The sequence below is a fragment of the Drouetiella sp. genome, assembly GCF_059504425.1.
On sequence record NZ_JCACIN010000120.1, the window covers coordinates 42438 to 67435 of the forward strand.

Here is a 24998-nt window from a genome sequence, read left to right on the forward strand (position 1 = left end):
AGGAACAAGCAGTTGTGCCGTTAGCTTATGCGCTGATCGCTACTGCCTTCGATATGACGGCGCAGAATCGAATTAATCAGCGCTTTGTACTCTAAACCTTGAGCTTGAAACCACAGCATGACATCCGGATCTAGCTGAATTAAATTCCGGGCTTGAGTTGCCGGAACTCGCAAAGTGGCTTTCTCAAAAAATTCCTCGGTCAAAGGCGGAATGTCGGAATAATCGATATCCTCATCGATCATCGCTTCTAGTGCTGCCCAATCAGTACGTGAGGTACTGCTCGAATCGTTTACGTTCATATCGGTTCGCCCTTCGTGCTGAAATAATTCGGATGACATTATTTTGTCGTTCTGTCCAAACAACAACCGCTACACCGTTTCTCAAAAAACCGATTCCACTCCAGCGCTCCTCGCCATAATTAATACGATTATCAAGTTCGATCAACATTGAACCTTCAAACATTTCAGGGATATCAGCAAAGTCAATCTTGTGATTGCGAATATTTTCAAGATTTTTCGCTTCGTCCCATTCAAACTTCCTGAAAGCGTCATTCACAAACTTTAGTCCCCTACAAGTTTGTCTGAAGAATAAGGCTCTAGAATCAGTAATCCTTGCTGATGTAAAGCTTCAAGATGAAGCTCAATTGCTTCCCTGATTAATCCTAATGTCTCTTCTTTCGTTTTACCTGTTGCTATGCAACCTGGCAAGTCTGGTAAATATGCTCCATAACTTTTTGCTCCTCTCTCAATTACAACCCTGTACTGAAGTTTTTGGCTCATTTCACCTCAATCCACAAACTTCAACCTGTAAACTTCAACCTATAAAAATGTGGACGATCGCCATAATCGCCCACATCTCATCATTTGCTCAATTCAAAAAAACTGTAGATTCTCAGCCTAAGCCGGAACCGCCATTTGGTTAATCTGCTTAGCAGTCTCAAAGAAGAAAGCAACATTCTCCTCAGGCGTGTTGGGCAGAACGCCATGCCCCAAGTTGAGGATATGCCCCCGATTGCCCGCCTTCTGAACCGTGTCGAGAATTCGATCGCGGATAAATGCCTTCGAGCCAAACAGCACGCCCGGATCGAGGTTGCCTTGCACCTTCATTTGAGAACCGAGGCGCGCCCGCGCATCTGCCATATCCACCGTCCAGTCCACCGTGACGATATCAGCTCCCGATCGTCCCATCCGTTCCAGCACGCCCGCGCTGCCGCTCACCAGCAAAATCAGCGGTGTATCGGGGTGGGTTTGGCGCACCTGCCGGAAAACGCGCTGCTGATAGGGCAGGGCAAAGGTGTCGTAGTCCTGCGGGCTAAGCTGACCCGCCCAGGAGTCAAACATTTGCACCACCTGCGCGCCGCAGTCAATCTGATAGCGAATGTAGGTGGCGATCGAGTCTGAGAGCTTCTCCAAAAGCTGGTGCAGAATCGTCGGGTCAGAGAAAGCCATGTTCTTGATCACGGCATAGTCTTTAGAGCCTTTGCCCTCGACCGTGTATGCCGCTAGCGTCCAGGGTGCGCCCACAAACCCCAGCACGGTAGACTGATTGCCTACTTCTTGGCGCAGAGATTGCAAGATGGTTTTGATAAAGGGCAGAGATTCCTCTGGTTCCAATGGACGCAAAGCATCTACCTGCTCCTGGGAGCGAATTGGCGAGAAGATAATTGGTCCCTTGCCTTCCGCAATATCCATGTCAATCCCCATACCGGGCAGCGGTGTGACGATATCGGAAAACAGAATGACACCATCGGGCTGAAAGGCTCTCCAGGGCTGAAGCGAAACCTCGATCGCCACTTCTGGGATCTCCGATCGCTCTCGAAATGACGGATATTTTTCTCGCAGATCCCGATATGCCTTCATGTAGCGACCCGCCTGCCGCATCATCCAAACAGGAGGTCGATCGAGCGCTTCTCCCCGCGCAGCTCTCAGCAATAAAGGAACCTGGTTTAATCCGGTCATTTCAACTCCGCCGCTAGAATAAATCATTTTCTTAAGCGCGATAGCGCATTTGCTAGCTTACCATTCAGCGATCGCCCTCCTGGGGTAGAGGATGGCTAAACCGTTACAAATATTCAGACTGGGGAAAGAATTCAGCAGGATGGCATGAAAGGCGATCGATCTGCTGCGATCAGCTTTAACCTAGGCTCAACTACCTTGTTGCTTTACTTTACCCTGTTACTTTACTTTACAATGACGAGGTGAACACTAATCCTTAGCTGAGATGACCGCGTGAGTCTACCGCAAAAAATCCTGACTGCATCCCCAGCATTGCCGATGCGTCATGAATCGAGTCTTCGTAAAACGGGTTGGTTAGGATTGGCGATCGCCAGTTTTGTGATCACATTCTGGGCAGTTAGCTTGGCGCTATTGCTGAACTGGACGACCGCTGAGCAGCAGCCATTTTTGACTGTCTTTGCCATAATCTGGCAGGCTTTTCTGTACACGGGGCTATTCATTACCGCCCATGATGCGATGCATCGCGCCGTCTTTCCTCAAAATCTCAAAATCAATCACTTTGTAGGGACACTGGCGCTGCTAGTCTACGGCTTATTTTCCTATCGGTATTTGCTCAAGGCGCACTGGCAGCACCATGATCATCCTGCAAGTTCTGAAGATCCTGATTTTCACGACGGCACGCACAAAAATGGTTTTGCCTGGTATTTTTACTTTGTCAAACGCTACTGGAGCTGGTGGCGTCTGCTAGGTCTCATTGCGGTTTACCACGCGATGCACCGCCTGCTGCATATCCCTGAATACAACCTGCGCTGGTTTTGGGTGGTGCCTTCGCTACTCAGCTCCGTTCAGCTCTTTTACTTTGGGACGTTTTTGCCCCACCGCGAACCTGCTGGAGGCTACTGGAATACCTTTCGTACTCAAAGCACCTATCGCCCATTGATCTGGTCGTTTTTGACCTGCTATCACTTCGGCTACCACCTGGAACATCATGAGTATCCCCATGTGCCCTGGTGGAGACTTCCAGCGATCGCCCAGCAGCTCAAAAGTCTACGGTAAGCCCATCAGTCCTGGATTCTCAATCCAAAATTTGGCAGTCCTTAAGGGGTAAGAATTTTTGTTGCGTGAGTTTTGCCCATGCAACAAAAATTCTTACTCAAATACCACTACCCGGATTTAACTATGGAGCAAGTCGCTGGATGGTTTCTCGAAGCTCATTGACCGTTTGGAGGTGAGAGCCGCCTGAATCTTGACCGAGGGCATTGACGATCGCCTCCGTGGTTTGTCGCAGACCACCCAGACTGTCCTGAATCGGCTGGAGCGTCTCCTGGTAGGCGTTCACCTTGCCCCACAGCTCTGCCGCCGCCGCCACCTGAGTCTGAAGCTGCTGCTCAAGCTGCCTTAGCTCGTCGCGTTTGGCTTCTTGCTCTGCCGACTGCTGGTTCACTCCGCCCTGAAGGGAATCAATCTCCAAACGCAACTGCTGGATTTTTTCTTCTAAAGTCTGTAGCTCTTGGGTTAGCTGCTGTCGTAGACGCTCAATCTGTGCCAAGATAGGCTCCACATCAATCGACTTGCCTTCGCCCTCTACCGGGTAACCCTGTCGCTTTGCCAAAACCATTTGGTGCTGTCTAATGACGGCCTCCCGCTCCTGGAGATTGCGCCGCTGACCGACTAGCGTTTCATTCAGCATTTGGTAGCGGTCTTGTTCGTCGGCAAGTTCTGTTTCCAGACGCATTCGGTCATATTCGCTGGCCTGTTGAATCTGCTGATTTAGTTCGTCGATCGCCTCCTGCTGAAGCGTTAGCTCTTCTTCCTGACTTTGGACGAAGCGAGACATTTTCTCTAGATCTTTCTCCAGATCTCTTACCGCATTTTGCAGCGCCTCTAGAGACATATTCTCTAGTTCTCCCAGATCCACCTTGCCAGATGCGCCTGCCAATTGAGCGACCTGCTGGTGCAACTCTCCCTGAGTTTGCAGCCTTGCTGTCAGCTTTTGGGCATATTCCTGATGCAAACGCAGCGCTTCTGTCTTGGCACTCAGATCGGCTTTGGCTTGCTCCAGTGCCGTTTGTGCCTGATGCCATGCGTGCCAGCGATCGCGGATTTCCTGGGTTTTCCAATCCACCTCGCCCTGAATTTGCTGAGCAGAGGCTTGCTGCTGCTGCAAGTTTTGCCAGTGATTATCCAAAACGCTTTGCTGCTGGTTCACCAGGTCAACTGCTGAATGAACCTGCTCTTGGATGGAGTCTGTAGGTGAGTTAGGCTGAGAAAGACGATCGAGCAATTCTTGCAGGTATCGAACTTGCTCAGCATCTAGACCTACCGACTGCTGAACCTCTGCCTGACGCTCCTCTAATCGATTGGTTTCGCCGCGTAAATGCGCCCAGGCTCCCTGCAACTCCTCGGTCTTGCGCTCAAATTCTTCACGGAGGCGATCGACCTCTTGCCGGGAAGCCTCAATTTCCTGACGCTGCTGCTCAAATTTTTCTGCTTCAGCCTCCATTTGCTGAAGTTCTTCCTGTCGAGCCTCCATTTCCATCTCTCGACGGTTGAGTTCCTGGCTCTGATAAGTTAAGGATTCTTTCCACTGATCAATTTCTGCCTCCTGGGTTTTTGCCTTCTCCTGAAATCGGGAGAAGCCCTGCAAAATGCTGACCAATTGGCGACCCGCTTCTGAGTGACGCTGCACCTGCTTGCTGCCAGACAGATCGACCATGACCAAAACGCCCGTGCCATAGCTGCTGGCATCGTCGGGGGCTGGAATCAATTCCTCTCCGGGCACAGCACTCCAAGTTTGCTCGCTGCGCTGACAGGCTAGCAGCTTAAACTCCGGTCTGCCGCCCCCCATGACTCCTCTTCGATTTCTCTGTACTTCCGCTAAATACAGCACGCTGAAAATCCTCTTCTATGTCTAAGCTCAATCCAAAATCAGCTTTTTCAGCTCTCAGGCTGTTTCGACTCTTGTATTCATCTTGACTCACCCCAACAGCCAAAGCTGCTCATCAACAGACCTACTTGATGGAAATAACGCTACTAGCCTACTCAATTTGCAGCAATCTGACTCCTATTTGTCTCTAAGGCGATCGCTATTGCGTGGCGATTACCTTAGAATCGCTTCGCTGCATCGCTTGCAGATGCTATTGAGCAGGGCACCTTGGGGCTGTCTAGCCATATTTCCAGTCAACTGTACCATTATCTTTCAATAGCGGAGGGCTAGAATTTGAGCGTATTTTCAGAGTTCCCCATAATCGCAGCACTTCAACAAACCTGATTTAAGATTCGGCGCGTTCTCATAAAAATTCTTATAAAAAATAAAAATAAGGGCATATGGCATTACGTAATTGAGTTAGGGTGAGTTATTTTTGAGAGCCGCGCGGAGCGCGGCTCTCAAAAATAACTTATTAGATCCAAGCGCGTAGCGCCATATCTGCTGTGAAAGAGTCAGGTTGCCAGAGTGTGAAGCCTGTTGCCTAAAGCTGGAGTTGCCTAAAGCTATAAAAGCTATATGAAACGCAAAGAAAGTTACAAGGCGCGGAGAAAATGGGCAGAATGGACTCAGATGCAGTTTCTATGGGCCTGTTGAATTGGAATGCAGGGCAAGCTGAGTGAGATCGACATCCGCAGCATTTTACAGCTGATTGAGCTGGGTCAGCGCACGGGCGAACTGTTCGTAGAATCTCATGGCTCCTCGATCGCGGGTGTGAGTGGCGATTTTGGAGCCGGATCTGCCAGCCGTAATCGCAAGGCTTTAGCGCAGCCCTCCCAATCCTGGTTTGTTTTCTTTCTCAACGGTCAAATTATTTATGCGGGTAGCAGCAGTAGCAACCTCTCGCGTCTGCGGGATCATTTGCGTCGCTACCGAGTGCACAAGGCTGTGGATCAGACAAATGCCTCGACGATCGCCACCCACAATGCCCCCGAATATGGCTATCTTTGGACTCTGCTAGAAAACAGCGTTTTGACCCCGGCACAGGGACGCGCCGTGATTCAAAGCATGGTCTATGAGACGCTGTTTGATTTGCTGAGCTTGCACCAAGGCTCCTTTGTGTTTGAGCTAGGGTCGGCGCTCTCGCCTCAGCTCACGACCCTAGAAATTGCGCCCATGATGGCTCGCACCATGAAGCAGGTTCAGGAATGGAAGCAGTTTCATCCGCACATTCAGTCGCCAGATCAGTGTCCAGCGATCGCCGATGCCAACCACCTGCGAGAAACAGTGTCAGAAGCAACCTTCAAGATTTTGGAGCGCTGGGCAGATGGCAAAACGTCCCTACGTCAGATGGCGCGCTATCTCAACCGCGATATTCTTACCGTTGCTCGTGCGGTATATCCTCACATTCGGGATGGCTCGGTGCAGTTGCTCAATTCCCCTGCTGACGGGGAGGCGATCGCCCAGAAGCGAGAGATGCAGCTCTATCAAGATCGGGTGCCCAGAATTGTTTGCATTGATGATGGTCTCACGGTACGTCAATCTGTGGAGGATATTTTGAATCGTCATGGCTACGAGGTCACGGCAATCAGCAATCCTCTAAAAGCGCTGAGCCTCGTGTTTCAGCTCAAGCCTGATTTGATTTTGTGCGATATCACGATGCCGGAGCTAGATGGCTATGAGCTATGCGCCATGCTGCGGCGATCGACGGCGTTTCGGGGCACCCCGATCGTCATGCTGACGGGCAAGGATGGCTTTATCGATCGCGTTACGGCTCGCATGGTGGGCGCCACCGACTATCTAACCAAGCCCTTTGGGGAAGGAGAGCTACTGATGCTGGTGGAAAGATATGTGGGTATTGGCGATCTCAACCGTCCAAAACCCGAAAAATTGTTGGCGGAAGCTTTGGAAGATGAGCTAGAAATCGGAAGATGAGCTAAAACTGTGAAGCATGGGCAATCCAGATCAGCCACATAAACCCAGCGAAAGTCTTGTGAAAATTCCTGCTCCTGTCCATACTGTCTTTTTTGCTGACCTCATCAAAGCCTTTTTTATAGATATTTCGGCACTGCTGAATTTTGGGATAAATTTTTGTGTAAGAGGGTGGCAGAGAGGCTCTCATATACAATATTTCATTCCTAAAAGCGGCAATGCCAGTATTTCCACCAGAGAAATTTTCAGCGGGAACCTTTCTAACAGAACCACTGCCAGCAGGTTATTCCCGATTAAGTCGCATCTAGCAGGTAGAGCGTTATGAGTACGGTTTTAGTGGTGGAAGACAGTGTTACCCAGCGGGAAATGATCACCGATCTGCTGAGGGGGAGCGGCTTAAGTGTTACGGTTGCCAGTGATGGTATGGAGGCGCTGGAAAAAATTCAGGGTCAGCGCCCTGATTTGGTGGTGCTAGATATTGTGATGCCCCGCATGAATGGCTACGAGGTTTGTCGTCGGCTCAAGGCTGATCCCAAGACTCAAAATGTTCCCGTTGTCATGTGTTCTTCCAAAGGAGAAGAGTTCGATCGCTACTGGGGCATGAAGCAAGGTGCAGATGCCTATATTGCCAAGCCTTTTCAACCCACTGAGTTAGTCGGAACCGTCAAGCAACTCCTGAGAAAGTAAACTTAACAAAACCGCTGTAAAGATTAAGTTAAGAATAGACCCTGCATCATAAAGTGTTATGGAATTCTATTACAGGGGTAGCTTAAGGATGAAAGCATCGCAATAGTCCCCTTGCGTAGGTAGGTTAGATTCATGATTGGGAATTTGGATTTTTCAACGGGAAGAGGTCAAGATCAGGCACCCGAACTTCAGGAGCTAGAAAGTCCTGAGGGTGAGCTTCATCTCAAGTTTTTTGTGGCTTCAGGAGATGAATTTGCTTTGCCTGCAACTGGAATTAGAGAGGTGATTTCATCGCCGCCCGATCGCATTACCCCTATTCCCAATGTTTCTCCTCTGCTGCTGGGTACGCTAAATGTGCGGGGCCGTGTGATTTGGGTTGCAGATTTGGGACAGTTTTTAGGAAGCCCGATACTATTGAGTACCGATCGCCCAGAAATTTCTGTGATCGCTGTGGAAGATCAGGACACAATGTTAGGGCTGGCGATCGATCGGATTGTGGGGATGGACTGGCTGGATATTGAAGAAATTCAAATTCCCACAAACGTCCCCGACGGCATGGCACCTTTTCTGCGGGGAGAATGGACGCAAGGACGGGAGAGCGATCGTCACCTTCGGCTGCTCGACCAGGTAGCAATCTTGCGCTCAGCTCGATGGGCGGCTTAAGTGCTCATTGTTTGCCAGCAGCTTAGCTTGCCAGCAGCTTAGCTTGCCAACAGATTGACGCTTGTCGTTTTCAGAAGGCAACCCTAAAACAACTCAGATTCAGACCATTCAAATTCAGATAACTCGGATCATTGCATGGGCAGGAGAAACTAAATGGGATCAGTCACCGGATTCGCAAGTGAATATCAACAAGCCGAAAGAGCCTACATGCTTGGCAGCTATGAGGAAGCAGCGGCAATTATCGATCGGTTAGTCGAGATGCATCCAGGCGATCCGAGCGTCCGATTGCTGCGTGGGCATATCTATTGCTATGGGCTTCAGCAGTTTGCTATTGCCTGTGAACAGTATCAATCGGTTCTCAAACTGACCGACGATGTCGAATTTGTTAACTACGCCAACAATGGCTTGACCTATGCCGACCAATTTGTCACGGCGGATGGTTTCGACCCTCAGGCAGGTCAGCAGGCTGAGGCTGAGCCGTTCTCTGAGCAAGACTTCGCCGATCGCGGGATTTCTAATCAAGATTTTATGCATCAGAATCCCGCAGATGCAGATTTTTCTGACAAAGACTTTGCGGAACCAGACTTCTCGGCAAGCGATTTCTCAGATATTGATTCAGACTTTGTCAGCACCCTTGATTCTCAATCGCCTTTTCAGTTCAACCCAGCTGCCCAACCTAGCCAGCCTCAAGAGCCAGTCGATGATTTTGATTTTGCCGATCTGAGTCTGGATGAAGGCAATGCAGGTGCTTATCAAAGCAATCCTGACCGGGACGATCCCTTTGACACCCAAGAAGAGTCTCCCTTTGCCAACCCCTTTGCCGAAACAGATGCCCCCTTTCAAGATTACGGAGAGGCTAACCAGCCCTTTACCACCGCTCAATCCTTCACGGATATTAGCTCTAGCGATGCCCCCTTCTCGCTGGATGAGCTAGATGACTTTGATGACACGAGCTTTCCGCCCCTAGACGACATAGCGCCCTCATCTCCCTATGGCGAAGGATCGCGGGGAGGCTTTAATTTACGTTCTGCTGAAGATGCCACGCTGTTCATGGGGGCAGAGGAGCTAGATTCTTCACCCATGAATGATGCGCAAACTTACGCTTCGCCACCCCTTTCTAATGATGATTCTCAATCTTCTTACAATGAGAATCTTTACGAGCAAGAGGATCATACCTTCGTTTCAGGCGGCAATAGCTTCAATTTCGAAGGTTTAGAAGAACAGGGCTTTGCCTCAAACCAAGGCTCTGCCTCAAGCAGCAGTATCTCTGGTGGACGCAGTAACGTTGATTTCCTAGATGAATTTGATGAGTTTGACGATCTCGGCAGCTTGCCTGATTTTGACCTATCCGATAACTCCGTGGATTTTACAAGTCCTTCGATCGGCACTTCTGGAATGCACTCCTCGGCAAGCGCCTCACTAACCAACAGCGCTGTCAGTTTCGACTTTGGCGACAGCGGCAGTGATAATTCGGTTATTCGAGAAGATGAGGTCTTTCCGCTTTCAACCACCTCCGACCATTTGCCATCCTTTGCCCCCTCCGACGGACGCGCTGAACCTGATGCCAGTCTGGATCAAGGCTGGGCGGCTCCGTTAGAAAATGCCCCCCTAGTCACTAAGAAATGGATTATCGCAGGAGCCACTGGGGTGGTTTCGGCGCTGGCAGCCGCGACCGTTTATTTTGGCTTTGCTACGACTGTGCCCCAAGAGCGCAAGGAAACCGTGCTGCCCTACCTGACTCCGGCAGGCTTGCTGATGAGCGTTGCGGCTGGCTTGGCAGGATTTGGTGTGTCGGCCAGCTTAGGAGGATTTTTGACCAAGCAAGTTCGCCAGACGGCGACCGACTTGCAGTATCAGTTTGATGCAGTTTCTCAGGGCAACCTCAACGCAAGAGCAACCGTCCATTCTGAAGATGAGTTTGGTCAGTTGGCAACGGGCTTTAATCAGATGGCGCGCGTGATTTTGACGACGACTAGCGAAGCTCAGCGGAAGGCAGAAGAGCAGGAGCAGGCAAAAGAAGATTTGCAGCGTCAGGTGATTCGCTTGCTAGATGACGTGGAAGGCGCGGCGAGAGGTGACCTGACGGTGCAGGCTGAGGTGACGGCAGACGTGCTGGGCGCAGTTGCCGACTCCTTTAACCTGACGATTCAAAACCTGCGGGAAATTGTGCAGCAGGTGAAAATGGCGGCACGGCAGGTGACGAAAAGTTCCACTGAGAACGAAATCTTTGCCCGATCGCTCTCATCGGACGCTCTACGCCAAGCCGAGGAGCTTGCCGTTACCCTCAACTCGGTGCAGGTGATGACGGACTCGATTCAACGGGTGGCTGAAAGCGCCCGTGAGGCAGAGGAAGTGGCGCGATCGGCATCGGCAACTGCGCTTAAAGGCGGTGAGGCGGTAGAACGCACGGTGTCGGGTATTTTGGAGATCCGCGAAACGGTTGCTGAAACGACTCGCAAGGTGAAGCGACTCGCAGAATCTTCCCAGGAGATTTCGAAGATTGTGGCCCTGATTTCGCAAATTGCCTCTCGAACGAACCTGCTGGCTTTAAACGCCAGTATTGAGGCGGCGAGAGCAGGTGAGGCAGGTCGAGGCTTCGCCATTGTTGCAGATGAAGTCCGGCAGTTGGCCGATCGCGCGGCAAAAGCGTCCAAAGAAATTGAGCAAATCGTGTTGCAGATTCAGGGCGAAACAGGGTCGGTGATGACGGCCATGGAAGAAGGGACGCAGCAAGTAATTGAGGGCACGCGATTGGCGGAACAGGCGAAGCGATCGCTAGAGGATATCATTCAGGTTTCTAACCGGATTGACGTGCTGGTGCGATCGATTACCGCCGACACAGTCGAGCAAACCGAAACCTCTCGCAACGTGGCGCAGGTGATGCAGTCAGTGGAGCTGACCGCCCAAGAGACTTCTCAGGAAGCGCAGCGGGTATCCGGTTCACTGCAAAACCAGGTGGGGGTTGCCCGCGATCTGCTGGCTTCTGTAGAACGGTTTAGAGTCGAGAAAGTTTGACGGTTGAGAAGACCTGGCGAGCAGATTATGCAGTCGGATTGGGTAAGTTTTAGCTAAGGGCGATCGCCCACCATCATCACAGAGGAACAAGGCTATGCTGTCGGAACAACAACAGCGGATCATGGGCTACTTCATTGAGGAGGCAAAAGACCACCTCAATACCCTTGAGCAAGGGTTGTTGAATCTCCAGAGCACGATCGCCGATCCAGAAATGGTGAGTGAAGTGTTTCGAGCGGCGCACTCTGTCAAGGGTGGAGCTGCCATGTTGGGGCTGACTAGCATTCAGCATACGGCGCATCGGCTGGAAGACTATTTCAAAATTTTGAAGGAATGCCCAGTCAAGGTTGATCAGCGCCTTGAGTCCCTGTTTCTGAGAGTCTTTGATACGCTGCAAGAGCTGGTCGATCAGCTTCAGGGGCCGTTTGGCTTGACGGACGATCGCGCTCAAGAAGCCATGGCGGAAGTAGAGCCAGTGTTTGCTGAACTCGGTCAACACCTGACCCTATTAGTGAGTCAATCGGGCAGTGCGCTTCCAGAAGATCTGGAGCTGCCGATTGCCGCGCCTGTGAAACCTGCACCCAAGCCGCCTGCGATCGCCCGTGAAGAAAGTGCGCTTCAGCTCATCTTCCAAAGCGATGTGCCAGCACAGCTGCGGGAGATGCTGCAAGTGTTCAAACAGGCGGACACATCCGATAGCCGCCAACGGCTCCAGCAAATCTGCCGCACCCTGTCGCGGCTCGGAGAACAGCTCGATCTGCCCAACTGGTGCACGCTGCTAGGAATGGCTGAAGGAGCGATCGGCAATCCTGACAATACGTATCGGACTCTGGCTCCTGTTGTTATCAAAGAGATTAAACGCGCCCAAGAGCAGGTGCTAGTGGGCGATCAGGCTGCAATTACAGCAGGTCAGGCTCTACTAGAGCTGATGCCTCCTCAAGCCGAGGACGAGATTACGGATACCTTTGATGATTTGCTGGCAGCCGTCGATGTTGCTCAGCCGCTGAGCGATCTGAACGAACCATCTATCTTCGACGACTTCTCTGACTTCGCGGATTCCTCAACCCCATCACCGTTTGAAGCCGATCTGTCCGATCCGCTATCAGACAACTGGTTCAATCCTGAGCCACCTGAGCTGCCAAACGAGCGAGATCAATCGGATGTGCTCCCAGCTTCTACCCTGGATTCTCAAGAAGCAGAGGGGTTAGATTTTGATTTGCGATCGCCCAAAGCTGAGAGGGCAGAACTCGATTTCTCCGCCCTTGATTTCTCCTCAAATACAACGCAGGAGATGGCATCAGATTCTTTGCTCCCCCTTGAAGAATCAGGTCTACCTCAAGCAAGCGGCAACCTCAACTCTTCCAGCTCGCTCCTCCAGGAAGGGGACGAGTACCTGGGATCTGAAATGAGTGCGATCGAACTCAACTCTTTGGCAGATTTGTTTGAGGGCGAAGTTCCTAACTTAGGACTGTCTTGGGAAGAAGAGCCAGTTGATAGAGCCACTGAGCAGTTTTCGGAAACGTCAGAGGTGGGCGCATCCAACGATTTTTCTGATTTTCTGTTTGACCAAGACGGCGTAGAAGATCTGGTACTGGATGGGTTTGAAGAAGAAGACCTGTCAGGACTGCTGGAAAGCTCCTCTCAGTCCTTCAATATTTCACAATCGTCCGACCCTGCTGGTAACGAGTCTGAGACGGATAGACTGTTTGAGACGATCGAAGCATCAGGTCATGAGCTGCAATTTGAGATTGATTCGTCCCAGCCAGAAGACTTTGCGGATGCCTTGTTTGGCAATTCCACCCAACCTGACGAGACGGAAGAGGATCTGTTTGGAGTAAGTACCACAGGTTCCAGAAATGCGGATGCCTTTGAGAACCTTGATGATTTGATGGCAGGTCTAGAGGATATTCCAACCACAGATTTGCCTGCTGACACCGCAGCCTCTGAACTGGGCGAGCTAGATGCCATTTTCGGCGAGGCGCTGACATCGGGTTCACTGTTTGAAGACAGCTTTGAAGAGCCTGAACTAGAAAGTCTCTCTCAGACTGAGCAATCGAGCCGCTTGGATTTGCCAGCTGACCCCTGGGAAGATGCCGCAATCGCCCTTCCTCTAGAAGCAGGATCAACGACTGAATTATCAACTTCTGAAGAGTTCAGTTGGTTTGAAAACCCCTCGACAAGTGCGGATCTGAACAGCTCTAGCCCTGAGAACTTTGATGAGAACTTTGGCTCTGAGAACTTTGGCTCTGAGAACTTCAACAGCGCGGATCAAGCTGAACAGGTCGATGATTTAGATCTAAATCCTTTCTTTGAGAGTGAACCTGCCGAGGGGGCGATCGCAGATGAACTCGATCAGTCATCGGCAATGAATCTATCGAATTTCCTAGAAGATGACGATTCAAGTTTCTCTCTAGACCTGTCGATGGATCTGCCAACGCCAGTATTAGAGGATGTTTCAGAAGACTTCAAACAGAGTGATCTGACCTCTAATTTAGGCAGCCTTGAACTAGATAGCCTAGATCTAGATAGCTCAGAGCTAGACGGCTCAGCTTCAGACTTAGATGCAATCTTTGGCTCAGAGAATTCTGTTGACGTAGAAGCTGCACCGTTCGACTTCAGCTTTGATGGCAATGAGGTGGGCAGCGGGTCAGACAGGGCTGAACTCAATCATCATGAGCCTGATGAAGACACTGAGCCATCTGAGCCAAACTCGTCAGATTTAGATTGGATAACATTTCCAGAACCAGAGCCGATCGCCCTTTCCGGCTCGTTGGTTGAAGCCTCCGATGTTGAAATATCTGATACTGAAGCCTCTGATGCTGAGATCTTCGACACGCTAGAGCCAATTGATCTGCTGGAACCTGATGCAGCTTCTAGCAGCGAGTCTATCCAGCAGGCGGATTTTGATCCCTTTTTTGCAATAGACCCTGAAGTTTCCATACAGGAAAACATCCAAGGATTTGAATCTGCTGAAGACGAAATGCCTGATGCGGAGATGAGCCTATCAGAGTCATTGTCGGAAGAAATCACCCTAGACACAGAAGACGACTTTGCTGACCTGGAAGCCATGCTAGAAGACAGTGCCTTGGGCGAAGTCTCTCAGGCAAACGCTGAACTTGCTGTGCAGGAAGATGACTTTGCTGATCTAGAAGCCATGTTGGGCGAAGAACCATCCCATGCCTCTTCTCAGACGATCGCCTCCTCACAGATAGGTCAGATCACAGAGTCGTCTGAAGCAGAAGACGAGTTCGGCGATTTAGAAGATCTCCTGGAAGATGTCAAGCAAAAGCTGGGCGGCTCCTCTGCTCAAAGGAGCAATCGTCAGGCTTCAACTCCTGCCAACCGTCGCACCAATCGCCGTAACGTCCTCAGTGACCAAACCATGCGGGTGTCGGTAAAGCACCTGGATAACCTGAACAACCTGGTTGGGGAAATGGTGGTGAACCGTAATAGCCTGGAGCAAGCCCAAGAGCGACTGCGCCAGTTTTTGGATAACTTGCTGTATCAGGTGCAGCAGCTGAGTGATGTCGGGCAGCGAATGCGAGATTTATATGAGCGATCGCTCCTCGAAAGCTCCCTCCTGTCGAACCGCCGCAGCTACCATCTTTCGCCCCAGAGCAGCTTTGCTCCAGCGCCCTCAAACCACGCCACAGGAGCGAGTTTTGATGCCCTGGAAATGGATCGTTTCACAGGCTTCCATACGCTGTCGCAGGAAATGATTGAGCTGATTGTTCGAGTACGGGAGTCGGCATCAGACATTGACTTCGTGGTAGAGGAAAGCGACCAGGTCACTCGGAACTTCCGGCAGATTACTACTCAGCTTCAGGAAGGTTTGACTCGATCGCGCATGGTGCCTTTCGCCCAAACAGCCGATCGCCTGCCCAGAGGCGTACGCGACAACTCCCTCAAGTATGGCAAGCAGTCAGAGCTACACATTGAAGGACGCGACACGCTGATTGACAAGATGATCGTGGAACAGCTTTATGATCCCATGACGCACTTGGTCAATAACGCCGTGGCGCACGGGATCGAAACTCCGGCTGTGCGGGTTGCTGGCGGTAAGCCGCCCACCGGAAAGATCACCATTCGGGCTTTTCATCAAGGCAACCAAACCATCATTTCTGTCAGCGACGATGGCGGCGGTATCGACCCAGACTACGTTAAATCTAAGGCGGTGGCGAGGGGGCTAGTGACTCCAGCCGAAGCGAAAGAAATGACGCGATTGGATGTGTACGATCTGCTGTTCCATCATGGCTTTAGCACCGCTGACCAAGTGGACGATTTGAAGGGACGTGGCGTAGGGTTGGATGTGGTGCGAAGCAACCTGAATGAGATTCGCGGGGTGATTAGCATTGACTCGACGATCGGTAAAGGCACCACCTTCACCATTCGGCTACCCCTGACCCTCAGTATCTCAAAAGCGCTGTGCTGCATCAGCAATCGGGCGCGGGTTGCCTTCCCCATGGATGGGGTAGAAGATATGCTAGACGTGCCCAAAGAGCGCATTCAAACCGATGAGCAGGGGGGAACCAGCATTTATTGGCGGGATGCCTTGCTGCCGTTCCAGTCGCTCTCGACGCTGTTGGGCTATAACCGGATGTTGGGTCGGGGTAGCGTCTATGGCGGTAATCAAGAAGAGGATATTATCTCGATCGTCGTCCTGCGCAGCGCAGGTAACTATCTGGCGCTCCAGGTCGATCAGGTGTTGGGCGAACAGGAAATTGTGATCAAACAGCTTGAAGGTCCTGTGCCAAAACCTGTCGGCGTTGCCGGAGCAACGGTTCTAGGGGATGGTCGAATTATGCCGATCGCCGATGTGCTAGAGCTGATCGATCTCTCCGAAGGCCGCATCCGCAGAGAGGCAGGTAGTTCGCTTTGGGATAAGAGCGATGAACTGCCGCCTGAGCCTGCCGACCTGAAGACAGAGCCGACGGTGCTGATCGTGGACGACTCAATCACGGTGCGAGAGCTACTCTCCATGACCTTCAACAAAGTGGGCTATCGGGTGGAGCAAGCTCGCGACGGACAGGAAGCCTGGGAGAAACTGCGATCGGGTCTGCCCTGCGACCTAGTATTCTGCGACATCGAAATGCCGCGCATGGATGGGCTAGAGCTACTTTCCCGCATCCAAAAAGATCCGGCGCTGGCGCACCTGCCGATCGCCATGCTGACCTCTAGAGGAGCCGATCGTCACCGCCAGATGGCTGTGCAGTTGGGGGCAAAAGGCTACTTCACCAAGCCCTACCTAGAGGAAGGATTGCTGGATGCTGCTCAGCGGATGCTAAAAGGTGAAGTGCTAGTGAATACAAACCTATAGCGGTCGGCATCGCTTAGTCTGGGTATGATTTTTCTGAAAGGGTGCGGAGCGCCTTCAAAAAAATCATGTGCGAAATTCGCAGCGGTTAATAGGTAGACGTTTTCAAGATCTGTCCACAAGCCCCCTGAGAGGCGATCGTTTCCCTCTATGGTAGAAAAGAACGGTGGTCAGAGAGAACAGTAAAAATAATTAAGCCTTTCAGTCAATTTGTGCAACCTATGCGCCATAATCCAGTCGTCCTGATTCATGGAATTGATGATACCTGCGCTATTTTTGAGACTCTGACTCCAGCTCTCAGAAACCTAGGTTGGTCAGTTTATGAGATCGATCTGGTGCCAAGCAATGGTGATGTTGGGTTAGATTGCTTGGCTGAACAGGTGGCGGCTTACGTCAAAAAAACTTTTGCGCCTGATCAATTAATCGATCTGGTGGGCTACAGCATGGGTGGAATCATCAGCCGCTACTATGTGCAGCGGCTAGGCGGATTGCAGAAAGTGCAGCGACTTGTGACTTTAGCCTCGCCCCACAACGGCACTTGGTCAGCGCTTTTGCGTCCCAACCTAGGTGCCAGCCAGATGCGAGTTAACAGCGAATTTTTGAACGACCTTAACCGCGATGCTTGGCAGCTAGAGCAGCTCAACTTCACCTCCATCTGGACTCCCTTCGACTCTATGATCGTCCCGGCTAATAGCTCGGAAATGCCCGTTGGCAAAAATCGCCAAGTGTGGGTGGGAGGACATGCCTGGATGGTGAGCGATGCCAAAAGCTTGTTAGCGATCGCCGAAGCTCTTTCCGAGCCTTTGAGAGTAGCGCAGCCCTGCTCGTAGAACTATCGCTCGTAGAACTGTCGCTCGTAAAACTGTCGCTCGCAGAACTGTTTCAGGCGATCGCTAGCAATTAATTTCTACGCCCCAAAACTTCCCTGGAACAAGGCTTGGCTGCAAGCGTCATATCGTCTTGGTGAGCAGCTGCTTGGTATAGCGCTACGCGCTTAGATCCAATGAGTTATTTTTTGAGAGCCGCGCGGAGCGCGGCTCTCAAAAAATAACTTGTCCTAACTCAATTACGTAGGTCTATAACTTCCATAGGGGCAATTCTTTGTCAAACGTCTTTGAAGCCTTATTCTGACCCAAATTTATGATAAGTTCGGAGCAACCAATTGAATAAGCCAACTCCGTAAAGAGTGCCAACAAAAAGCCCGACAGTCTCCTGTCGGGCGAACAAACTGCTTAGGTATCAGATAGTGTTTAGGATAGCGATCTCGCTGACGCAATACTATCCCCCTAAAGGGTGATATTTTTGTGTGTCTAGGCTATGTAGCTAGTGTCAAGATAGAGCTGAGCCTCTAGAGATCGCCCTGTATGAGCTATTGCCTGAATCCCGTTTGCCAGAAGCCTCGTAATGCAGAGGATGCAAAATTCTGTCAAAACTGTGGAGCGAAGCTATGGGTGGGCGATCGCTACCAAGCTCTAGAAGTGATTGGACAAGGTGGTTTTGGTAGAACTTTTCTGGCGATCGATAAGCAGGGGCAGAAGAGCGATCGCTGTGTCATCAAACAGATCCTGCCGCGTAGTTTAGGACTCAACAGTCCCGGCGCTCCTCGGATCGGCGATTTATTTCAGCGAGAAGTGGCTCAGCTTACAGAACTAGGACAGCATCCGCAGATCCCTAGGCTCTTGGATCATTTGGCATGGGAAGATGGATTCTACTTAATTCAGCAGTACATAGAAGGACAGAACCTAGAGCAGGTGTTGGAGAAGGAGGACACCTGGAGTGAAGCTCAAATCTGGGAGCTATTGGCAGATTTGCTGCCCGTTCTGCAATTTGTCCACAGCCGCCAGGTGATTCACCGAGATATTAAGCCTGAAAATATTGTGCGTCCGCGATCGGGCAGTAAGTTGGTGCTAGTCGATTTTGGCGCATCCAAATATGCTGAGAAAACGACTGCCCGCACCGGAACTCTGATTGGCAGCGCCGGATATGTGGCTCCTGAGCAGGCGATGGGTAAAGCAGTCTTTGCTAGCGATCTCTACAGCCTAGGCGTGACTTGCGTTCACCTACTGACAGGAATTCACCCCTTCGATCTCTACTCGGTGAGCGAGGATGCGTGGGTATGGCGGCAGTATCTCACCCAACCTGTCACCAGCCGACTGCGAAAAGTGCTGGATAAGCTACTGCAAAGAGGTCTGAGCCAGCGCTACCAGTCAGCCGCTGAAGTTCTGCAAAATCTACCTGCCGCTCGGAGTCAGCCTACTAAGAGCAGCCATCCGTCCGGGTTATGGATTTGCGATCGCACCCTCACCGGGCATGAGGGCGAAGTCACGGCACTGAGCATTAGCCCTAGCGGTCGCACTTTAGCCAGCGGCAGCCGAGACAAAACCGTCAAGCTATGGCGGCTGGACTCTGGAGAACTGCTGCACACTTTTGGGGGGCGATCGTGGTCAAATCTTTGGTCAAATATCAGTGGCTCAACCTTGGGGCACCAAGACCGCATTAGCGCCCTTGCCTTTAGCCGCAACGGTCGGATTCTGGCCAGCGGCAGCAGCGATGGCAGCGTTAAGCTGTGGGATTTGGCAAAACTGACGCTCATTAGCACGCTGCCCGGTCATGGCTGGGAGATTTCAGCGGTCACCTTTGATCCGCAAAGCTTTTTGCTAGCCAGCGGCAGTGGCGACGGGCTGATTCAGCTCTGGGAGCCAGAAACAAATGAACTGCTCGCCAACCTGGCTCAGCACCAAGAGCGAGTCAGCGCCTTAGCGATTCATCCTCAAGGACAGCTCATCAGCGGCAGCTACGACAAGACTATTCGGCTGTGGAATCTAAGCAATGGTCAGGTGATTCGGACTTTGAGAGGGCATGTCGATCGCGTTAGCGCCCTGACTCTAACGCCAGATGGCTCTGTTTTGATTACTGCAAGCTGGGATAGAACAATCAAGCTGTGGGATTCTCAGTGGGAACAGTTGCGGGTAATTTCGGCACACCGCGATCGAATCAACTGTCTAGCGATGCACCCGACGGGAAAGCTGTTTGCTAGCGGCAGCGAAGACAATAGCATCAAGCTTTGGGACATAGCGTCAGGGAGTCGTCTGGCGCTGTTGCGGCATTCTTGGGGGGTAAATGCGATCGCTTTTAGCCCCGATGGACAGAGGCTAGTCAGCGGCAGTGCTGATGAAACGATTAAAATCTGGCGGCGTACTGAAGAGATTTGTACCGAGAAGATTTTCTAATATAGCGCTACGCGCTTAGATCCAACGAGTTATTTTTTGAGAGCCGCGCGGAGCGCGGCTCTCAAAAAATAACTCGTCCTAACTTAATTACGTAATGCCATACCCCTCTCACTAGATCTGAATATTTTGAATAGACCTCTTGCAAATTAAAGTTTTGGAATTAGGTTTAGTGGGGGCGCAGCTTCACTAAACCTAATTTGCAAGAGGTTCAATATAAAGCTTAAGTAGTGGTTTTATGAAGGTAAGATTTAGCCCTTGTATTTCCACGTAAACGACCTTTACAGTTTGGGTGGGTCGCTGGGGCGAAAGGTTATTCATGCCAAGGCATTCGCATCTATCTGAGATTACGCATACATCTGAAAGTCAACTCCGTCATCCCTTACGGCTGTTCCGAGACATGGGACGCGATCTGATGGCATCGCGGGAGTTGGCGTGGCGGCTGCTGGTGCGAGACATCAATACGCAGTATCGCCAATCGCTTCTGGGCATTTTTTGGGCGTTTGTGCCGCCGATCGCCGCCGCACTAGGTTTAACTCTAGCGAGTAACGCCAATGTCTTAAATGTAGGCGCAACGGCAATACCCTACCCCGCTTACGTGATGTTTAGCATGGCGCTGTGGCAAACTTTCACCGAAGCGGTAGTGGGGCCAATTCAAGCCGTAGCTGCCGCTAAGCCGATGCTGGCAAAGATTAACTTTCCGCGTGAGGCAATTATCTTGTCCCAGCTGGGTCAAGTCGGCTTCAACTTTGGCATTAAGCTGATTTTGATCATAGGACTCTTTCTCTGGTTCAAAATCCCGATCGCTTGGACAGTAATTTTGGCTCCCGTGGCGCTGCTTCACCTTATTGCTCTGGGAACTGCGGTGGGGCTGCTGCTGGCTCCGATCGCCGCACTCTATGAGGATGTGACGCGAGGCTTAACTCTGGCTACGGGCGTTTGGCTGTTTTTTACGCCCGTCATTTACCCTCTGCCGCAGGAGGGCAGCTTTGCCCAAATTGTTCGCCTTAACCCTGCAACGCCCCTACTTTCAGCCGTGCGAGATCTGGCAATCTTGGGTCGAGTCACCGATCCCCAGAGCTTTTGGTTGGCAAGTGGGGTGGCAGGTCTGGGGCTGCTGCTGGCATGGCTGGTGTATCGGGTAGCGCTGCCCTTTGTGATTGAGCGGATGAGTGCCTGATGAAAAGCCTGAGTTCTAACGGTTCTAATGGCTCAAAGCCGCCCTCTGAAATTACCTCTGCCAGCAGCGACGTTGTGCTTTCGGTGCAGGGGGTTTCTAAAAAGTTTTGTCGCAGCTTGAAGCGATCGCTCTTCTACGGCATTCAAGACATTGGCTCAGAGCTGACGGGTAAGCGCAAAAGCGATGTCTTGCGCCCCAACGAATTTTGGGCGCTTAAGGACGTAAATCTGACGCTGCGGCGGGGCGAGGGGCTAGGGCTAATTGGAGTAAACGGCAGCGGCAAAACGACCCTGCTGCGAATCATTAGTGGCCTGATCAAGCCAGATGCGGGAACGGCAAGAGTGCGGGGACGCGTTGCGCCTTTAATTGCCTTGGGAGCGGGTTTCAGCCCGGTGCTGACGGGGCGAGAAAATATTTACGCCAACATGTCGATTCTGGGGCTATCGACTCAGGAGATCGAGGATCGGTTTCAGGCGGTCGTTGATTTTGCTGAAATTGGGGAGGCGATCGATGCTCCAGTGCAAACCTACAGCTCTGGCATGGGGGCACGCCTGGGGTTTGCCTGCGCCATTCATACCGATCCAGAAATTTTGCTGATCGATGAAGTGTTGGCGGTGGGCGACATTCAGTTTTTGGGCAAGTGCCATCGGCGACTGCATCAGCTCCGGGAGCAAGGGACGGCTTTCGTGCTGGTGTCGCACAATCCCCAAGCGATTCTGTCGATGTGTCAGGATGCTATCTATCTGCACAAAGGGCATGGCGTGGCGACAGGCAATGCCGAGACCGTGATGGCGCAGTACGAGGCAGATCTATTTTCAGGGAACGTCAGCAAAACCGCAGGGGTGATGCAGTTTCCCCGCAAATCTCGATCGGAATCATTGGGACTAGATCTGGTAACGCTGAGCTTTAAAAATCCATCGGGTCAAGCGCTAGAAACTCTGACTTCAGGCGATCCGGCACGGATCTGCATCCAGTTTTTTGCGCAGGTGGCGATCGCCACTCTCAACCTGCGCATTTCCTTGATGAAGGAAGGGCAAACGATCGTCTATATGGGCGGCTCTAATGACAAACAGGTGTTTAACGTGTCTGTGGGCTATCACGAGATTCAGGTGGATCTGCCTCAAGTGGGTCTTGCCCCTGGCACCTACACTATGCGGGTTGATATGCGAAAAGATGCGCTGTTTATTCTCGATATCTGCGAATCTTTTCACTTTACAGTCGAGTCTAATGGCAGCATGAGTAAGTCCATCTACTATCAGCCGCGCACCTGGAAACTGTTGTCGGGCGATCGAGAAGTAGACCGAGATGCCATTAGGAGTTAAGCATGTCACTAGAAACAGTCAACCGCAAAACTCAAAAGAAATGGGTAAAGGAGCTAAGAACGCTATGGATCTGCGGCGGGTTGCAGATTATCGCTATCACGATCGTCCTCAGTCTAGGGCTACCCCAGGCTGAATGGGTGCTGGCGGTACTGCTGGCGACGCTGCTCATTCTGGCGATCGGCGTTCAGCTCGAAAGCTACTACAGAACTCAAAATCTGATTTATCGCCAAGATGAGCAGGCGCTAGATCTGGTCAGAGAACTATTCCAGCAAAACTCTGCGCAGAGAAGACAAGACTATCGGCAAACCGAGGCTTTATTTTCGATCTTTTCACTGCTCAAGCTCAATCACCCTCTGCCCTCCATGCGCGAGTGGGCAATTTCTCCCGATTTGGGTGCTTTAATTATTTCTTTGGTGCATGAGCACAAGCCTAAGCTAGTCGTGGAGGCTAGCAGCGGCATTTCCACGCTGATTGCTGCCTACTGCTTGCAGCAAATTGGCGAGGGCAGCGTTGTCTCTTTGGAGCATGAAGCGCAGTTTGCTGATCTTTCTAGAGATCAGGTTGCCCGTCATAGCCTTCAGAACATCGCTAAAGTGATTCATGCGCCTTTGGTGCCTGTGACGATCGCCGATCAGACCTGGCAATGGTACGACATTGCGCCCCATCTGGGCATTTTGCAGCCGATCGATCTGCTGATTATTGACGGCCCGCCCGGAGATTTGCAGCATCAGTCTCGCTATCCGGCTCTGCCCATGCTGTTTTCTGCCCTCAGCGAGGACGCAATCGTGGTGTTGGACGATGGCGATCGTGCTGATGAACAGGCGATTGTCACCCGCTGGCAGCAAGAGTTTCCCGGTATTCAGGTGCAGCGGATCGCCAACGAAAAAGGCGCTTTTGTTCTACGGGTGAGGAAGAGCCTATGACCTCTACTTCCCCGACCTTAAGCGTTGCTCTGGCAGTGTATAATGGCGATCGCTATCTTCCTGCCTGTCTAGACAGTATTCTCAGTCAGAGCTTCACGGATTTTGAATTTCTGATTATTGATGATGGCTCTAGCGATCGCGCCCTGCAGATCCTCCAACGCTACGCCGCTCAGGATCAGCGAATTAAGCTAGTCAGCCGAGAAAATCGCGGCATTGCCAAAACCCGTAACGAGCTGCTGGCAATGGCAACCGGAGAATTTGTTGCCGTCATGGATGGCGATGATGTGGCGATGGGCGATCGCTTTGCTCGTCAGGTAGAATTTTTGCGCGATCATGCAGGAGTTGTCTGTGTCGGAAGCGCCGTCAACTGGATCGATCCGCAAGGGCGCTACCTGGGGCATTGTCCGATGCCCGAATCGGATGACGAAATTCAGCGGTTGCTGCTGGGCGGCATTTCCCTGCTGCATCATCCCTGCACGATGGCGAGACGGGAGGCGCTATTGCAAGCAGGGGGCTATGACGAGTCAATGATTGCCTCTGTAGATCTGGACTTGTGGCTGCGGTTGGGAGAACTGGGCAAGCTGGCGAATTTGCCAGAGGTGCTGCTGCACTATCGGCTGCATCCGCGATCGATCACCAATGCTCAGCAGCAGCGTCAAACGGATGACGCGCTCCGAGCCTGTCAGCGGGCATGGCAGCGGCGCGGCATTCAGGGAGAGTTTATTCGCAAACCTGCCGATCATCTGCACCAGGCAGACTTTTGGCTGCGGTGCGGCTGGCTGGGTTTCAATCAGGGATTGCGGGACGTGGCGCGGCTTTGCAGTCTCCGAGCGATCGCCCTTCAGCCGCTGCTGCCTGATGCCTGGAAGCTTCTCGCCTGTGCCCTGATTAAGCCTCTGCCCACTCGGCTCCAGTCAACGTCATGAAGCCCCCCGCGATATCTGTCCTGATGCCCGTCTACAACGGCGATCGCTACCTGACTGAGGCGATCGAGAGCATTCTAATGCAAACATTCACGGACTTTGAGTTTCTGATTATTGACGATGGCTCTACGGATCGATCGCCCCAGATTTTGCGGCATTACGCGGCGCAGGACGATCGGATTCGGCTGATTAGCCGGGAAAACCGAGGACTCATTGCCACCTTGAATCAAATGCTGGAGCTGGCTAGAGGCGAGTTTTTGGCGCGGATGGATGCTGATGATATTGCCATAAGCGATCGCTTTGCCGCGCAGATTGCTTTTCTACAACAGCATCCTGACCATGTGTGTGTAGGCGGAGCCTATGCGTTGATCGATGCCAAAGGTCGCACGGTGCTACATCTGGAAATGCCGGAAGGTAACAGCGAAATTCAGCAGGCAATTCTGTCTGGACGCACTATTGTTAATCATCCTTGCGCCATGATCCGCCGTTGGACGCTTGAGGCGATCGGCGGTTACGATGCGGCAATGGTGACGGTCGAAGATCTGGATATGCTGCTGCGGCTAGGGGAGATCGGAAAATTGGCAAATTTGAAGCAGTCCGTGCTGAAATATCGCTTTCATATGCAGTCGGTTAGCGCCAAACGCAGTGAGTTTCAGCATCAGATGGCGCAAGAAGCCTGCCGTCGGGCATGGCAACGGCGCGGCGTTGTGGGGCAGTTTTCAGCAGAAATGCCCTGGTATCGCCCAGGACGCGATCGCCCCTCTCGGCAATCTTTTTTCCATCGCTATGGCTGGTGGGCGTTTAACAACGGCTGGCGCGGCACGGCAGCAAGTTCGGCGCTGAGGGCGATCGCCTTGCAGCCTACCACTCCCGAAAGCTGGAAATTGCTTGTCTGTGCCCTAACCAAACCTGTTCCCTAGTTTAGTTCTAATCA

The 24998-nt window shown here is 51.8% G+C and carries 18 protein-coding genes; 13 read left to right on the forward strand and 5 right to left on the reverse strand.

Going from position 1 to position 24998, the window contains the following annotated elements:
• Positions 1-20: 20 nt before the first annotated feature.
• From AC5JMP_RS26745 to hemE, 4 genes are all read right to left on the reverse strand, one after another.
• Positions 21-299, reverse strand: coding sequence for a BrnA antitoxin family protein (locus tag AC5JMP_RS26745; protein WP_495854552.1), 279 nt, complete (start codon positions 297-299; stop codon positions 21-23).
• On the reverse strand, positions 262-555 hold the full coding sequence (locus tag AC5JMP_RS26750) for a BrnT family toxin (protein ID WP_495854553.1): 294 nt from the start codon (positions 553-555) through the stop codon (positions 262-264). The genes AC5JMP_RS26745 and AC5JMP_RS26750 overlap by 38 nt, the downstream gene beginning before the upstream one ends.
• A gap of 5 nt (positions 556-560) precedes the next feature.
• Positions 561-779, reverse strand: a complete 219-nt coding sequence (locus AC5JMP_RS26755) for a type II toxin-antitoxin system HicB family antitoxin (protein ID WP_495854554.1) — start codon at positions 777-779, stop codon at positions 561-563.
• Positions 780-896: 117 nt separating this feature from the next.
• Positions 897-1958, reverse strand: coding sequence for a uroporphyrinogen decarboxylase (gene hemE, locus AC5JMP_RS26760; RefSeq protein WP_495854610.1), 1062 nt, complete (start codon positions 1956-1958; stop codon positions 897-899).
• Positions 1959-2228: 270 nt separating this feature from the next.
• Between hemE and crtW the strand changes: the two genes are divergently transcribed.
• Positions 2229-3011 (forward strand): beta-carotene ketolase CrtW, encoded by a 783-nt coding sequence (crtW, locus tag AC5JMP_RS26765; protein ID WP_495854555.1) that lies wholly within the window; start codon positions 2229-2231, stop codon positions 3009-3011.
• A gap of 121 nt (positions 3012-3132) precedes the next feature.
• Here the strand turns inward: crtW and hmpF are convergent, their stop codons facing one another.
• Positions 3133-4845 (reverse strand): pilus motility taxis protein HmpF, encoded by a 1713-nt coding sequence (gene hmpF, locus AC5JMP_RS26770; RefSeq protein ID WP_495854556.1) that lies wholly within the window; start codon positions 4843-4845, stop codon positions 3133-3135.
• A gap of 699 nt (positions 4846-5544) precedes the next feature.
• Here hmpF and AC5JMP_RS26775 point away from each other — a divergent pair.
• The 12 genes from AC5JMP_RS26775 to AC5JMP_RS26830 all read left to right on the forward strand — a co-directional run bounded on the left by AC5JMP_RS26775 (position 5545) and on the right by AC5JMP_RS26830 (position 24984).
• The gene (locus AC5JMP_RS26775) at positions 5545-6816 is read left to right on the forward strand and encodes a response regulator (RefSeq protein WP_495854557.1); all 1272 of its coding nucleotides are present in this window, start codon (positions 5545-5547) and stop codon (positions 6814-6816) included.
• A 318-nt stretch (positions 6817-7134) separates the two neighbouring features.
• Positions 7135-7500, forward strand: a complete 366-nt coding sequence (locus AC5JMP_RS26780) for a response regulator transcription factor (protein WP_495854558.1) — start codon at positions 7135-7137, stop codon at positions 7498-7500.
• A gap of 132 nt (positions 7501-7632) precedes the next feature.
• A complete protein-coding gene (locus tag AC5JMP_RS26785; RefSeq protein WP_495854559.1) occupies positions 7633-8163 on the forward strand; it encodes a chemotaxis protein CheW in 531 nt (176 codons plus the stop codon).
• 153 nt (positions 8164-8316) lie between these two features.
• Entirely contained in the window at positions 8317-11178 is a 2862-nt protein-coding gene (locus AC5JMP_RS26790) for a methyl-accepting chemotaxis protein (RefSeq protein ID WP_495854560.1), read from the forward strand.
• A 94-nt stretch (positions 11179-11272) separates the two neighbouring features.
• Entirely contained in the window at positions 11273-16492 is a 5220-nt protein-coding gene (locus AC5JMP_RS26795) for a hybrid sensor histidine kinase/response regulator (RefSeq protein ID WP_495854561.1), read from the forward strand.
• A 218-nt stretch (positions 16493-16710) separates the two neighbouring features.
• Complete coding sequence (locus AC5JMP_RS26800; protein ID WP_495854562.1) at positions 16711-17319, forward strand: lipase family alpha/beta hydrolase; 609 nt, start codon at positions 16711-16713, stop codon at positions 17317-17319.
• A 534-nt stretch (positions 17320-17853) separates the two neighbouring features.
• Positions 17854-19719 (forward strand): protein kinase domain-containing protein, encoded by a 1866-nt coding sequence (locus tag AC5JMP_RS26805; RefSeq protein ID WP_495854563.1) that lies wholly within the window; start codon positions 17854-17856, stop codon positions 19717-19719.
• 316 nt (positions 19720-20035) lie between these two features.
• Positions 20036-20896, forward strand: a complete 861-nt coding sequence (locus tag AC5JMP_RS26810) for an ABC transporter permease (protein ID WP_495854564.1) — start codon at positions 20036-20038, stop codon at positions 20894-20896.
• Positions 20896-22218 (forward strand): ABC transporter ATP-binding protein, encoded by a 1323-nt coding sequence (locus AC5JMP_RS26815; protein ID WP_495854565.1) that lies wholly within the window; start codon positions 20896-20898, stop codon positions 22216-22218. The genes AC5JMP_RS26810 and AC5JMP_RS26815 overlap by 1 nt, the downstream gene beginning before the upstream one ends.
• Before the next feature lie 2 nt (positions 22219-22220).
• Positions 22221-23141, forward strand: coding sequence for a class I SAM-dependent methyltransferase (locus AC5JMP_RS26820; RefSeq protein WP_495854566.1), 921 nt, complete (start codon positions 22221-22223; stop codon positions 23139-23141).
• Entirely contained in the window at positions 23138-24067 is a 930-nt protein-coding gene (locus tag AC5JMP_RS26825; protein ID WP_495854567.1) for a glycosyltransferase, read from the forward strand. Before AC5JMP_RS26820 ends, AC5JMP_RS26825 begins: the two co-directional genes overlap by 4 nt.
• Positions 24064-24984 (forward strand): glycosyltransferase family 2 protein, encoded by a 921-nt coding sequence (locus AC5JMP_RS26830; protein ID WP_495854568.1) that lies wholly within the window; start codon positions 24064-24066, stop codon positions 24982-24984. Before AC5JMP_RS26825 ends, AC5JMP_RS26830 begins: the two co-directional genes overlap by 4 nt.
• The last annotated feature ends 14 nt before the right edge of the window (positions 24985-24998 follow it).

Coding starts and splice junctions, on each gene's coding strand:
- AC5JMP_RS26745 (WP_495854552.1), bottom strand. CDS start 299: ATGAACGTAAACGATTCGAGCAGTACCTCACGTACTGATTGGGCAGCA.
- AC5JMP_RS26755 (WP_495854554.1), bottom strand. CDS start 779: ATGAGCCAAAAACTTCAGTACAGGGTTGTAATTGAGAGAGGAGCAAAA.
- hemE (WP_495854610.1), bottom strand. CDS start 1,958: ATGACCGGATTAAACCAGGTTCCTTTATTGCTGAGAGCTGCGCGGGGA.
- AC5JMP_RS26775 (WP_495854557.1), top strand. CDS start 5,545: ATGCAGGGCAAGCTGAGTGAGATCGACATCCGCAGCATTTTACAGCTG.
- AC5JMP_RS26780 (WP_495854558.1), top strand. CDS start 7,135: ATGAGTACGGTTTTAGTGGTGGAAGACAGTGTTACCCAGCGGGAAATG.
- AC5JMP_RS26785 (WP_495854559.1), top strand. CDS start 7,633: ATGATTGGGAATTTGGATTTTTCAACGGGAAGAGGTCAAGATCAGGCA.
- AC5JMP_RS26790 (WP_495854560.1), top strand. CDS start 8,317: ATGGGATCAGTCACCGGATTCGCAAGTGAATATCAACAAGCCGAAAGA.
- AC5JMP_RS26795 (WP_495854561.1), top strand. CDS start 11,273: ATGCTGTCGGAACAACAACAGCGGATCATGGGCTACTTCATTGAGGAG.
- AC5JMP_RS26800 (WP_495854562.1), top strand. CDS start 16,711: ATGCGCCATAATCCAGTCGTCCTGATTCATGGAATTGATGATACCTGC.
- AC5JMP_RS26805 (WP_495854563.1), top strand. CDS start 17,854: ATGAGCTATTGCCTGAATCCCGTTTGCCAGAAGCCTCGTAATGCAGAG.
- AC5JMP_RS26810 (WP_495854564.1), top strand. CDS start 20,036: ATGCCAAGGCATTCGCATCTATCTGAGATTACGCATACATCTGAAAGT.
- AC5JMP_RS26815 (WP_495854565.1), top strand. CDS start 20,896: ATGAAAAGCCTGAGTTCTAACGGTTCTAATGGCTCAAAGCCGCCCTCT.
- AC5JMP_RS26820 (WP_495854566.1), top strand. CDS start 22,221: ATGTCACTAGAAACAGTCAACCGCAAAACTCAAAAGAAATGGGTAAAG.
- AC5JMP_RS26825 (WP_495854567.1), top strand. CDS start 23,138: ATGACCTCTACTTCCCCGACCTTAAGCGTTGCTCTGGCAGTGTATAAT.
- AC5JMP_RS26830 (WP_495854568.1), top strand. CDS start 24,064: ATGAAGCCCCCCGCGATATCTGTCCTGATGCCCGTCTACAACGGCGAT.